This is a genomic window from Planosporangium flavigriseum (assembly GCF_011947225.1).
In the GTDB taxonomy this organism is placed as follows: domain Bacteria; phylum Actinomycetota; class Actinomycetes; order Mycobacteriales; family Micromonosporaceae; genus Planosporangium; species Planosporangium flavigriseum.
In genome coordinates, this window is sequence record NZ_JAATVW010000010.1 from 32,523 (window position 1) to 46,006 (window position 13,484).

The following is a 13,484-nucleotide window of genomic DNA, read 5'->3' on the forward strand; positions in this document are numbered from 1 at the left end:
TCGGTGCGCACCGGCCGATACGGGCTGCTTGACGGTCCTGTTACCGGAGCGGTCACCCGAGGTCATCCGTCACCCGGAGGACTGAGGCGGCCGCCGCCTTGTTACACACCGATCACCATCCGCGATGACTACTGCAACAGCTCCACCTACCCCCACAGGAGCATCAATGCAGATACGTAAGTACCTGGCGGTCGGGGCGGTCCTGTCCGCCGTGCTCGCGCTCGCTCCGGGGCAGGCCGGCGCGGTCGTCGAACCGGTCCCGGGCTCGGCCGGCGAGGCGGCAACCGACGTGCGCCGCACCGCGGCAGTCGTCCAGCCAACCCAGACCCAGCTCGACGCCGTCCGCGACCTGGTCCGGGCGGCCGGGGCCGGCGCCCGGGTGACCTGGGAATCCCGCTTCGGCACCCCGCGGACCATCCGGAAGGACGCCGGCTGGCTCACCGGCCCGCGCACGGGAGATCCGGTGACGGTGGCCCGGTCGTTCATCGACGACAATCGGGACGTCTTCGGACTCTCCGCGTCGGACGTCGCGGCGCTCACCGTCGTCCGCAACCACGAACTCGTCGGGACCGGCACCCGCGTCATCAACTTCGCACAGACCTACGCCGGGCTGCCCGCCGTCCGCGGCGGACACCTCGGGATCGCGGTCACCAGCGACGGCAGGATCCTCTCGTACGCCGGCGACTCCGCGCGGGGCGGCAAGCTCCTCGCCACCCACCAGCTCGCCGCTGGACAGGCGCTGGAGAAGGTCTCCGGCAAGCTTGCGCCGGCGGTGAGCTACACCGCCCAGGCTGCGGGGGAGCGGGCCGGCTTCCAGGTCTTCGCCAAGGGTCCGTTCGCCGGCGACTCGTACGTCCAGAAGGCCGCGTTCCCGGTGCGTGACGGCGCCCGTCCGGCGTACCGCGTGCTCTTCGTCAAGGGTCTCGACGAGGCGTGGGACACGGTGGTCGACGCCGAGACGGGCGAGACGCTCTACCAGGCCTCGCTCGTCGAGCACGAGGCCGAGGGCACCGTCTACGAGAATTACCCCGGCGCCCCCGCCGGCGGCACCCCGGTGATCAAGCCCTTCGGCCCGACCGCACAGTCCCCGTCGGGCTACGTCGACCCGACCGGGCTGGCCGGCCTCCCCGGCCCGACGACCCTGGGCAACAATGCCAACACGTACGCCAACTACTCGAACTTCCTGGTCCCCGCCGACCAGGGGCCGCGCCCGGTCAGCCCGACCGGCCAGTTCAACTACGCGTACGGCGCCAACTGGGCGCGTACCAAGGGCCAGACGACACCGCCGAGCTACGCGCTCGACCTCGACCCGGCGGCGACGAACCTGTTCTGGAACCACAACCGTATCCACGACGAGCTCTACTCGTACGGTTTCACCGAGACGGCGGGTAACTTCCAGGTCAACAATGGCAGCAACGGCGGCCAGGGCGGGGACCCGGTCCTCGGGCTCGTGCACGCCGGGGCGGTGAGCGGCGGCGCGCCGACGTACACCGGGCGCGACAACGCATACATGCTCACGCTCCCCGACGGCATCCCGCCGTGGAGCGGCATGTTCCTCTGGGAGCCGATCAACGACAGCTTCGAGGGCCCGTACTCCGACGGCAACTTCGACGCCTCAGTGATCGAGCACGAGTACGCGCACGGCCTGTCCAACCGGTACGTCAGCGGTGAAGACAACGCCCTCAACACCCACCAGTCCGGCTCGATGGGTGAGGGCTGGGGCGACTGGTATGCGCTGAACTACCTGTACCGCAACGGCCTGGCCAAGACCGCCGTGGTGGGCCAGCACGTCACCGGCAACGCCGAGCGCGGCATCCGCAACTGGGACTACGACGCCAACCCGACGACCTTCGGCGACGTCGGGTACGACCTGGGCGGCGCCGAGGTCCACTCCGACGGCGAGATCTGGACCGCGACGCTGTGGGACCTGCGCAAGGCGCTCGTCGCCCGCTTCGGCGAGGCGGCCGGCGGCGAGATGGCCGCCCGGATGATCACCGACGCCATGCCGCTGTCGCCGCCGGATCCGTCCTTCGTGGACATGCGTGACGCGATCCGCACCGCGCTGGACAACCGCTACCACAGCCGAATGGACTACGACACGGTCGTCGACCTCGTCTACGGCGCCTTCGCCAAGCGCGGCCTCGGCGTGCACGCCAGCACGAAGGGCGGCGAGGACACCGACCCGGTGCCGTCGTTCACCCACTCCAACCCCGCCCGCAACGGAACGCTGACCGGGACGGTCGTCAACGCCGCCACGGGTAAGGCGATCCCCGGAGCCCGGATCATGCTCGGGGTGTTCGAGGCACGCGTCTCGCCGCTCGCGAAATCGTCCGCGACCGGTGGGTTCTCCGCGTCGGTGACTGACGGCACCTACCCGGTCACTATCGCCGCGCCCGGCTTCGGCGCGCGGACGTTCCCCGGCGTGCAGGTGGCGGCCGGCAAGACGACGTCGCTGCGCTTCTCGCTCGCCCCGAACCTCGCGTCGACCACCAACGGCGCGACCGTCGTGTCAGCCAGCGCGGACGGCGCGGACAAGATGCTCGACGACACCGAGGCGAGCAGTTGGAAGGCGGCGCCGCGTACCGGGCAGGCGGTGGTCAAGCTGGCCGCCCCGGCGAACATCTCGTCGGTCCAGGTCAGCGCGTTCGCCTCGGCCCGGTTCGAGGGGCTGCGCGGGTTCACCCTGCAGACCTCCACCGACGGGGTCAACTGGAAGACGGCGCTGGTGAAGGCCGATGCCTTCGGGTACTCCACGCCCCGCCCGACCGCGCCCGACCTGCACTACAAGCAGTTCACCCCGGCCACTCCGGTGCAGGCACAGTACATCCGGTTCTGGACCGACAGCGCCCAGGGTGAGACGAAGACCGGCGTGCAGGTTGCCGAACTGCAGATCTTCGCGCAGAACGTGCACGGCGTCGAGCCGCTGCCGCCGTCGCCGCCGGACGCGCCGGTGACCGATGCCGGGACGATCCTCGCCGCGAACCCGTCGACCGGCGCGACCGACGACGCGACCGGGGTGACCGCCAACGCGTTCAAGGCGGCGTGCGGAGTGCCGCCCGCTCCGGTGCAGGGTGCGGATGCCTGGGTGACGAAGCTGCCGGACAGCTTCGGTGACGGCCTGCACAAGGTCGAGGTCCGCGGCGGCGGCACCGCCCCGTACGACATCGACGTGTACTTCTACGACGCGTCGTGCGCGTTGATCGGCAAGGCGGCGTCGTCGGCCGCCGACGAGTCCGGCAATCTGCCGAGCGGTACCCGGTACGTGCTCAGCCAGCTCTGGTTGGGCGCCGCGGTGCCGATCACGCTCACCGCTACCGACACCCAGTGATGGTTATCACGCCGTAACTGGTGGGGGCGGCTACCGGAGCTCCGGTAGCCGCCCCCACCAGTTTGTTTTCTGCCCTGCTGTCTGCTTTTCGAGACTACGGCAGCCGTGCGGCTGGGTATCTCCTGACTGGATGGAGGAGGAGCCCGCGGCGTTGTCGGCCTGGCGCTCGCGTACCGTACTCCCTCGCGTACGGCAAATTTGCATCGCGTGCATCAGACCGGGGGGTTTCTGTGGACGAGTCGCATGAACAGGGCAGTGCTGCGGCCGGTGTCCGCAGCGTGACGCGGGCACTGCAGATCCTGTCCCGGCTGACCGACGAGCGGACCGTGATCACGCTGCGGGAACTCCAGGACGAGACCGGGCTGGCGCGGACCACGCTCATCCGGCTGGTGGCCACCCTGGAGGACCACGGGCTGCTGTGGGCCGTGGGCGGCAACCGGTACGCCCCCGGCCCGGGCCTGCTGCGCTGGGCACGGCTCGCGAGTAGTTCCTGGGAGCTGCCGCTGGAGTCGCGGCGAGCCCTCCGCGCGCTGGTCGAGACGGCCCAGGAGTCCGCGAGCGTCTGGGTGCGGCAGGGGGTGCGTCGGGTCTGCGTGGCCCAGGAGGAGAGTCTCCACGCGTTGCGCACCGTGGTGCGGGTCGGTCACGACGGGCCGTTATGGGCCGGGCCGACCGCCCGCGTCCTCATCCGCGATCTACCCGACGACGACCTCGCGAAGATCGCGGCGGAGACGCCGGACGGCGCGGGGAGGCTGCCCCTGATGCGACAGTGGCAGGCGGAGGTGCGCGAGCAGGGCTACGCAGTGAGTCACGGGGAGCGCGAAGACGCGCTGTCGGTGATCGCGGTGCCCCTTGTCGACAAGGACGGCGCGGTGACGGCCGCGCTCACGCTGGCCGGACCCACGGGGCGGTTCGGTGACGAGCGGCTCGAGCGGTACCTGTCGGCGATCCGGGAGGCGGCCGAGGTGATCAGCGCCAGTGGGTTCATGCGCCTCGGCGCGTCTACTCCTTCGCCGCGTTGATAGCAGCTACCAGGTAACCCACGCCGAACGGAGCGTCGGCGTAGCGGACCTTCGTACTCACCTGGCGGTCGCCGAACGCGCCGGCGAGTATCTGGAGCGCGGGCCACCCCGTCGCCATCAGTTCACGGGCGAGGTCGCGGTCCAGCGCGTGGAGCGCGGCCAGATCGGCGTCGGAGATCGCGCGTTGGATCTCCGCGTCGAATGGAGTGGCGCGTTCGTCGAGGTACCCCGGCGCCTTCAGCGTGCGGCGCGCCGTTCCGTCGGCCATGACGAGCAGGCCGACCCGCGGCGCGGAGCGGCTGATCTCCGCCGCGAGGTCGAGGCACCCCGACAGCGGTTCGTCGTACCCCACCGATCGCAGCAGGCGTGGACCGGCGTAACCGTTCTCGTCGAGCAGCAGCGCGCCCAGGCCGACCGCGAGCGGGGCCGGGTGGGTGACGTCGGATCGGGCCAACCCGCCGTAGGCGGACAGGTTCGCTTTCGCGTCCTCCGGCCAGGTCTCGGTACGATCCGCGGCCCCGACCACCGCGATCAGGTCGGGGGCGCTCGCGACCAGCGTCGCCACCGCGGCCGAGCACGCTTCGCGCAACTGCGCGGCAGCGGGGTCCGACCCGGAGAGCTCGGCGGCGAGCAGCGGCGGGCTCGGGCACAGGACAGCAGAAACGATCATCGGTTCAGACTCCGTTGCTCCGGTCACGCCAGGCCGCGGACGGTGCGGGCCGGCGGGATCTCCCGACGGATGGCCGAGACCATCCTCAACGCCTGCCGGGTCTCCCGGACCTGGTGGACCCGGAACACCCGCGCGCCCAGCCAGGCGGAGACGGCGGTCGTGGCCAGCGTGCCCGCGAGGCGGTCGGTCAGCGGGGCGTCGAGCGTCTCCCCGACGAAATCCTTGTTGGACAGCGAGACGAGGACCGGCCAGTTCGTCGCCACCATCTCGTCGAGCCGACGCGTGATCTCCAGGGAGTGCCACGTGTTCTTGCCGAAGTCGTGGGCCGGGTCGATCAGGATGCGGGCCGGGTCGACGCCCACGTCGGCGGCGCGCCGCGCCAGGGCGAGCGTCCGGTCGAGCACATCGGCCATCACGTCGTCGTAGGCCACCCGGAAGGGGCGGGTTCGGGGCGGTACGCCACCGGCGTGGGCACAGATCAACGCGGCGTCGTACTCGGCGGCCACCTCGGCCAGTCGTTCGTCCCAGCCGCCCCAGGTGTCGTTGAGCAGGTCCGCGCCCACGGCGCAGACCTCGCGGGCGACCTCGTGCCGCCAGGTGTCCACGCTGATGACGATGTCGGGGTACGCCTCCCGGACGGCCGCCACGAACGGCACGGTCCGCCGGATCTCCTCGGCGACGTCGACCTCGCTACCCGGCGCGGCGGGGACACCGCCGATGTCGATGATGTCGGCGCCTTCCTCGACGACCGCGTGTACGCGCTCCATGGCGGCGTCCTCGTGCCACGTCGCGCCCCGGTCGTAGAAGGAGTCCGGCGTCCGGTTGACGATGGCCATGACGAGACGGCGGTGGACGTCGAACGACTGCCGGCCGAGCCGAAGGGGCCCCGCCTCGCGGGGTTCACCAGTCACGCGGACCTCCCCTGGACAGTCGCAGCCGGCGGGCGCTCGTGGGTGGGCACCGGCCGGATGTTCGCGCGTACCCAGTCCCCATCCTGCAGAAACTGCTGCAGTTCCGCTGATCCGACGGGGGAGGCCCGCCTGGCGTCCGCGACGACCAGCAACTCGGCCGCCGTCACCGCGAGATCCCGGTCGGTACGGTGCCGGTGGGCCCGCGCGCCGAGATGAACCTGCGCGATCGAGTCGAGGCCGTGCCGGGTAGCGGTGTCCACGAGCGTGGAAAGCTCGACGCCGTAGCCGACCGGGATGCTCAGCGACTCCATCAGTTCGCGCCGGATCGCCCATTCCCCGGCGAGCGGCTGGACGACCCCGGCCAGTTCGGGCCAGTACAGGCTCAGCAGCGGGCGCGCCACGAGTTCCGTCACCCGGCCGCCGTCCGGTGAGGTGGAGCCGTCGTTCTCGGTGCGGAGCCGGGTGTAGGCGGCCCGGACCAGGAGCGTGTCCGGGTCGGCCAGCAGCGGTCCGAGCAGGCCGGTGACGAAGTGCGGCCCCCAGTCCGTGAGGTCCGCGTCGACGAAGACCAGCAGGTCACCGCTGGTGACGAAGAGTGATTTCCAGAGCGCTTCACCCTTGCCCGGATAGGCGCCGTGCTCAGGGGTGATGTCGCTCGCCCGGTACACGGTGGCGCCGGCTCGCTCGGCGACGGCCGCCGTGGCGTCGCGTGAGTCCGAATCGATGACGACAAGCTCGTCGAGGAGGGGCGCGTCTTTCACGAAGGCCGTACGCAGCCCGGCGACAATGTCCGAAATCGTGTCCGCTTCATCACGGGCGGGAATGACGAGGCTGATGCGTGAATCCTGGCGGAACTTGTCTTCAAGCAATCGGTCCAGCGGCCAGTCCTTCCAGCTTGAACTGCGCTCGCGAAACCACGTCAATGCCCGTTCATGCACCTGTTTAGTCCTCGCAATTGTTCGACGGCATCACCGCCATCAGCCGCCACCGCCGACAACGCCCGACCTCAACTTTGCCATGATCGCTGAAGCGAGGGGCGGTGCGGCCGCCGGCTCCGTCCGGGGTGATCCCGCAGGACCGAGGATCACCTCAGCCCCGACAACCCTATCCAGATGCGGCTGCGCCGCTGTCGCCAGTGAGCGGCGACAGCGGCGCGGGGACGGGTGCACCGTCAGCTGATACCGGTGACGGCCTTCACCACGTTGATCCCGAAGTAGAGCAGGAACGCGGCCGACACCGCCCACATCAGCGGGTGGATCTGCCGGGCCTTGCCCTGCGCGGCCCGGATCACGACCCAGCTGACGAAGCCCGCGCCGATGCCGTCGGTGATCGAGTACGTGAACGGCATCATGACCATGGTCAGGAACGCCGGGATCGCGACCCCCAGATCCTTGAAGTCGATGTCGCGCACCTGGGCGATCATCATCGCGCCCACGATGACCAGCGCCGGGGCTGCCGCCTCGCTCGGCACCAGGGACACCAGCGGGGTCAGCAGCAGTGCGCCGAGGAACAGCACCCCGGTGACGACGCTGGCCAGACCGGTACGGGCGCCGTCCCCGATGCCGGAGGAGGACTCCACGTACGTCGTCGCCGACGACGCGTTGGTGATGCCGCCGCCGACCGCGGCGACACCGTCGACGAACAGCACCCGCCCCAGCCGGGGCATGTCGTTGCCGTCCTTCGTGGCCAGGCCGGCCTGCTTGGCCAGGCCGACGGTCGTGCCCATGACGTCGAAGAAGTCGGTGAGCACGAGCGTGAAGACCAGCAGCAGGGCGGTGACCACGCCGACGTTCGCGAACGCCGTGAACGAGATGTTGCCGACCAGGTGCAGGTCCGGCCCCTTGAACAGGGGGTCCGGCAACGCCGGCACGTTGAGGCGCCAGCCGTCGGGGTTGGGCTTGCCGTCGACGAATGCCGCCCCCGGCTTCGCGATCTTGTCGACGATCACCGCGAGGACCGTGGACACGACGATGCCGATCAGGATGCCACCCCGGACCTTGCGGGCGACCAGGATGCCGGTCAGCAGCAGACCGAAGACGAAGACGACCGTCGGCCAGCCGTGGAGGCTGGTGTCGCTGCCGAGCTGGACGGGCGGCCCGCTCGCGGCCCCGGTCCCACGGACGAACCCGGCGTCGACGAAGCCGATCAGCGCGATGAACAGGCCGATGCCGGCGGCGATCGCCGCCTTGAGCTCGGCCGGGATCGCCCGGAAGACGGCCGTCCGGAACCCGGTGAGCACCAGGACGGTGATGATCAGGCCCTCGATCACGACGAGGCCCATCGCCTCCGCCCAGGACATCTTCGATGCGACGCTGAACGCGACGATGGCGTTGAGGCCGAGCCCGGTGGCCAGGGCGAACGGCACCCGGCCGATGATGCCCATCATGATGGTGAGGACGGCGGCGAGCAGCGCGGTGACGCTGGCGACCGGGTGGATGCCGAGGAGTTCGCCGTTCTTGTCCGGCGCCGTGCCGATCATCAGCGGGTTGAGCACGACGATGTAGGACATCGTGGCGAACGTGGTCAGGCCACCGATGATCTCGCGCTTGACCGTCGAACCCCGCTGGGTGATCTCGAAGAAGCGGTCCAGCGCGCTCCGGCCCGAGGTGGACTCGGTGTTACCTGCAGGGGGTAGGGGATCTTGCGTAGTCACGCTCACGGCGTGGCTCCATTCCGGGTTGGCCCGCCGGTTGTGGCCGGACGGGCGGGTGGGAGGGAGGCAGCCGTCCCGAGGCGGTTAGCCCGGAGAACGTCGGAACGGCAACGCCGCACGGGGTCCCGTACGGCGTGTGCGGAGCCCCCGTGGTCCGGGCGACTCCGCAGGCACCACCTTAGCTGCGCCGAGTGCATGCTCCGCCTGCTCAGGCGGGGTGAGGCAGCGGTGATCTTACTAACTGTCCCCTCCGGGGACGTGCCGTGTCCCACGGCTGGACCCTCGGCGTTGGCCGGATGGAGGAGGCTGCGGTCCGTGACCCGCTCAGCTGACCGCGCCGCGAGCCACCGGGAAATCGAAGTACTTGCGCGGGTACGGCTCCTGGGTGAGCGAGTAGTGCCACCACTCGGAGGAGTAGTTCTTGAAGCCGGCGTCCTGCATCAGTTGTTTGAGCAGTAGCCGGTGCTCCATCGCCGGGCCGGTGATGCGGGGATCGAGCGTGTGGGCCAGCGAGTCGAAGCAGTCGAAGCCGGTACCCATGTCGGCGCTGTTGTCCGGGAAGCGCTGGTCAGCCGGTGCCGAGCAGGGCAGTAGCTGCTCGCCGTCGACGTACGGGCGTTGGGTGTGCGCCGGCAGGGCGACCAGGGTGAGGTCAATCGTACTGCCGCTGCTGTGCGTGGTCGGTCCGGCGATGTACCCCTGGTTGAACAGCTCTGACTTGTCCAGCTTCGGATAGAACTCCGCCTTCGTCTTCTGCTCGTCGAAGCGTCTCGACCAGCGCACGAAGTCGTCGACCGCCCGCTGCGGGCGGTAGCAGTCGTAGACCTTGACGCCGTATCCGTGGGCGCGGGCGGCGGTCTGCACTCGGTGCAGCGCCTCGGCCGCCTGGCGGGTGAGGATGCACAGCGGCTCGACGTAGCCGTCGATCGGCCGGCCGACGAAGTTGTGGTCGGTGGCGTAGCGGATGTCCTGCATGATCGTGGGGTCCACGTCCGACAGGGCGACGAACCCGGCCGGGGCGTGCTCGCCGGGGCCCGCACCGGCGGTGGCCGACGGGGGAGCGGCGGGGGTGGACGGGCTGGTGGCCGGCGCTGAGACGGTCGGGCTCGCGGTGCGCGTGGACCAGGTTGCCGCCGGCTTACTCGTCGGTCCGCCGCAGGCGGTCAACGACATCCAGGTCACGAGCGCGGCCCCGAGGAGGGTGGCGCGGCTTCGCCGAGAAGACCTCTCAGTACGGTGGGCGCGACTCCGGGGGCGCGGAAAGACCGACATGCAGCGTGTCTATCACCACACGTACGAATGACTGCCATGTCCTTGCTCACCCCGTTGCAGCGCGTCGATGGGCGGCCCACCTACCCGGCGAGCTGGGCGCCGAAGTGCTGCTTGGGCAGGTTCTTGACGATCTCCGCCAGCGTGGCCGGCGCGACCGCGGGGCTGAACAGGAAACCCTGCGCCGCCGTGCAGCCGAGTTCGCGCAGGACGGCGAGCTGCTCGGGCCTCTCCACGCCTTCGGCGACCGTCGTCAGGCCCATCGCCCCGGCTAGCCGAACCACGGACGACGTGATCGCCAGCGCGTCCGCGTCCTCGGTGATGTTCTCGATGAAGCTGCGGTCGATCTTGACGGTGCTGACCGGTAGCCGCTTGAGGTAGCCGAGCGAGCTGTAGCCGGTGCCGAAGTCGTCGATCGCCGAGTGCACACCGTGCTCCCGCAACCGCTCGAGCACCGCCCGCGCGTGGTCGAGGTTGTCCATCATCGTGCTCTCGGTCACCTCCAGCACCAGCTCGTCGGCCGACATCCGGCCGGCCTGCAGCGCGGACAGCACCGCGTCCTCCAGACCGGGATCGCTGAGATGAGCGGCGGAGATGTTCACCGCGACGTGCAGGCCACGGGGCATGGCGGTGCGCAGCACGGCGACGTCGCGGCTGACCCGGTCGAGCGCCCACCGGCCGAGCGCCGCCGCCAGCCCGGTGGCCTCGGCCACCGCGACGAACTTGGCCGGGGACACCGGCCCACGAGTGGGGTGGTGCCAGCGCGCGAGCGCCTCCACGCCGAGCAGGTCCCCCGTCCGTAGATTCATCAGCGGCTGGTAGTGCAGGACCAGTTCGTCACGGGCGAGGGCGTCGCGCAAATCATTGGTGAGCGCCAGGCGGTCGGCCGACTCCTCGGCGAGCGCGGCGTTGAAGACCTGTACCCGGTTGCGGCCGCGGGCCTTGGCGTCGTACATGGCCGCCTCGGCGAAGCGCACGAGATCGGGTGCCGAGTGCGGTGGGGAGACCGCGATCCCGATGGAGGCCCGGACGTGTACCCGTTGACCGTCCAGATCGAACGGCTCCGCCAACGCCGCCGCCATCTGCCCGGCAAGCTCCTGAGCGCGCGCCTCGTCGGTGTCCTCGCAGACGATGACGAACCCGTCGCCGCCGAACCGGGCGACGGTGTCCTCCGGCCGTACGGCCGCGACCAGCCGCTTCCCGACGCAGACGAGCAGTCGGTCGCCGGCTTCGTGGCCCCAGGTGTCGTTGATGAGCTTGAACTGGTCGAGGTCGACCATGATGACGGTGACCGGACTGCTGACCCGGGCGCCGCGGGAGATCGCGCGTTCGAGCCGGTCGTTCAGCAGCGCGCGGTTGGCCAGGCCGGTCAGTTCGTCGCGCAGCGCTCGTTGCTGCAGTTCGCGCTCGGCCCGGCGGACGCTGGTCACGTCGGCGATCATCGCGAGCGATCCGGACTGGCCGGTGTCGTCGCGCAGCGGGCTGGCGCTGAACCGCAGCACCCGTTCCCCGCCGTCCGGGTGCGGGTACGACAGTTCGTACTCCTCGGCGCCTCGCTCGGCGCGGCGACGGATCCGGTCGGCGATCCAGCTTTCGTTGGCGGCGCCCATGAGGTCCGGTACGGGCCGGCGGTAGACCTCCTCCAGCGGGATGCCGAGGATGTCGGCGAGCTTCTGGTTCGCGTACAGGGTGCGCCCGGCCGAGTCCGTCGTCCAGATGCCCTCCTGCGCCGTCTCCGCGATCGCCCGGTACCGCGCCTCCGACACCCGGAGCGCCTGCTCGGCCTCGACCCGGGAGGTGACGTCGCGGAGGTTGGAGATGACTCCCGCGATGTCCGGGTCGTCCAGGCAGTTCGTGAGGACGTCCTCCATCCACCGCCAGCCCCCGCGCGCGTCGAGCACCCGGAACTGGGTGGTGACGGACCGGCCGGCCGTGGTCGCGACCTCGTCGAACACCCGCTGAAACGCGGGCTGGTCCTCCGGGTGGATGAAGTCCCAGGCGAGGCGGCCGGTCATCGCCTCGGGGGTGTAGCCGAGCAGGGAGATGGCGGCGGGGGAGACGTAGGTCAGGTTCGCGTCGGCGTCCAGCACGAACGCCGCGTCGCTGGCGCGCAGCACCAGCGCCTTGAACAGCGCCTCCGTACGGGTGAGCGCCCGCTCGGCGTCGCGTAGGCTGCGCAGGTCGTGCAGGAAGGTCGCGACGCCGTACGGGGTGCCGTCGGCGTCCTTCAGCACGGCGGCGTGGCTCAGCACCGGGACAGCCGAGCCGTCCCGGGTGGCGAGGACCCGCTCCCAGGTGCCCGAGTCGGCTTCCCCGCGCAGCATCGACGCGATGTGCGAGTTACCCACCCCGGTGTCGTCCGGGTGGTGGAACCCGTGGAGCGCCACCCCCTCCATTTCGTCGCGTCGCCGGTCCAGCAAGCGGCACAGTGCGTCGTTGACGCTGATGAGATGCCCGGACATGGAGATCAGTGCCTGGGGTAGGCGTACCTGCTCGAACCGGGCCCGCTGGAGGCGCTCGCTCGCTTCAAGCTCCGCCTTCGCGTGGGTCTCCGCGGTGACGTCACGCGCCACGCTGCTCATTCCGACGATCGTCCCGCTCTCGTCGCGTACCGGCGACACGCGGAGCGCCACGTCGATCAGCGAACCGTCCTTGCGGCGGTTCTCGACGTGAAGAACCCCGAGAGACTCGCCGGCCACCACGGCGGCGATGGCGGCTGTCACCTGTGGGGCGGCTTCCGCCGGAGCGAGCAGGCGAACATGCTGCCCGATCAGCTCTGAGGGCTCGTACCCGATCATGCGCTTGACCGCGGGGTTGGCGGTACGGATGACGCCGTGCAGATCCGCCTCGATAATGGCCTCGTCGGAGTGATCCACGATGGCGGCGAGGTGGCGGGCCCGCTCTTCGGCGAGCCGGCGTTCAGTGACGTCGTAGGAGACACCGAGCACGGCGACCACCTCGCCGTTGTCGCCGACGAGCGGGGTCAACGCCACGTGAACCGTGAACACACGGCCGTCCTTGCCGCGCACCTCCGTGTCGCCGGAGTACGACTCGCTGGTGGACAGCTCCGTCCACCGGCCCACCGCGCGAAAGCGACCGGCAGTGGGAGTGACGAGGTCGGTCAGCGGGCGGCCGACGGCCTGCGCCGTCTCGTACCCGTACAGCTCCTCAGCCGCGGCGTTCCAGTACAACACCCGGCCGTCGAGGTCGGTGGCGACCACCGCGTGGCCGACGGCGGCGAGGGCACGCTCGTAGAACGAGGGCGGCAGAGACGTGTTCACTCGCTGTGCTCCGATCGTGCCCGGCCCGGCCAATGGGCCGCGCGGTCGTGCTGTTACGCCGATACGCCAGATCGGTCAGCGGATTGAAGACTTGAGGTATTCACACGCTGCGCGCCGGCAGGATTCGGGCATTCCAGGCGCGCTATGCGTGGCCGATGCTAAATCAGCGTTGGTTATGGCGCTTGCAGCCGTGCGCGTGGAGCCACGGTGAGCCGGATCACGTGGGCGCCCCGCGCGTGACGCCCACGAGACAGGAATCGTCGCCGATCCGTAATAAACGCGGGAGTTTGTTCGCCGGCGTTCGGGTACTGCGGCTCGGCCGGCTGCGGGGGCGGGCCGGTGTCTCGTGC

The 13,484-nt window shown here is 70.3% G+C and carries 8 protein-coding genes; 2 read left to right on the top strand and 6 right to left on the bottom strand.

Annotated elements, in window-relative coordinates; all coding sequences use genetic code 11:
• Positions 1-166: 166 nt before the first annotated feature.
• Positions 167-3,328, top strand: coding sequence for a M36 family metallopeptidase (locus HC028_RS15375; RefSeq protein WP_168077899.1), 3,162 nt, complete (start codon positions 167-169; stop codon positions 3,326-3,328).
• Positions 3,329-3,558: 230 nt separating this feature from the next.
• Complete coding sequence (locus HC028_RS15380) at positions 3,559-4,350, top strand: IclR family transcriptional regulator (RefSeq protein ID WP_168077901.1); 792 nt, start codon at positions 3,559-3,561, stop codon at positions 4,348-4,350.
• Here the strand turns inward: HC028_RS15380 and HC028_RS15385 are convergent.
• The 6 genes from HC028_RS15385 to HC028_RS15410 all read right to left on the bottom strand — a co-directional run bounded on the left by HC028_RS15385 (position 4,331) and on the right by HC028_RS15410 (position 13,134).
• Entirely contained in the window at positions 4,331-5,020 is a 690-nt protein-coding gene (locus HC028_RS15385; protein WP_168077903.1) for a class III extradiol ring-cleavage dioxygenase family protein, read from the bottom strand. The genes HC028_RS15380 and HC028_RS15385 overlap by 20 nt on opposite strands.
• A 23-nt stretch (positions 5,021-5,043) precedes the next feature.
• A complete protein-coding gene (gene folP, locus HC028_RS15390) occupies positions 5,044-5,856 on the bottom strand; it encodes a dihydropteroate synthase (RefSeq protein WP_168078143.1) in 813 nt (270 codons plus the stop codon).
• 71 nt (positions 5,857-5,927) lie between these two features.
• Entirely contained in the window at positions 5,928-6,869 is a 942-nt protein-coding gene (locus HC028_RS15395) for a glucosyl-3-phosphoglycerate synthase (RefSeq protein ID WP_168077905.1), read from the bottom strand.
• A 233-nt stretch (positions 6,870-7,102) separates the two neighbouring features.
• A complete protein-coding gene (locus HC028_RS15400) occupies positions 7,103-8,590 on the bottom strand; it encodes an NCS2 family permease (RefSeq protein ID WP_203981549.1) in 1,488 nt (495 codons plus the stop codon).
• A 318-nt stretch (positions 8,591-8,908) separates the two neighbouring features.
• Entirely contained in the window at positions 8,909-9,757 is an 849-nt protein-coding gene (locus HC028_RS15405) for a M15 family metallopeptidase (RefSeq protein ID WP_168077907.1), read from the bottom strand.
• Positions 9,758-9,936: 179 nt separating this feature from the next.
• Positions 9,937-13,134 (bottom strand): PAS domain S-box protein, encoded by a 3,198-nt coding sequence (locus HC028_RS15410; RefSeq protein ID WP_168077909.1) that lies wholly within the window; start codon positions 13,132-13,134, stop codon positions 9,937-9,939.
• Between the last annotated feature and the right edge of the window lie 350 nt (positions 13,135-13,484).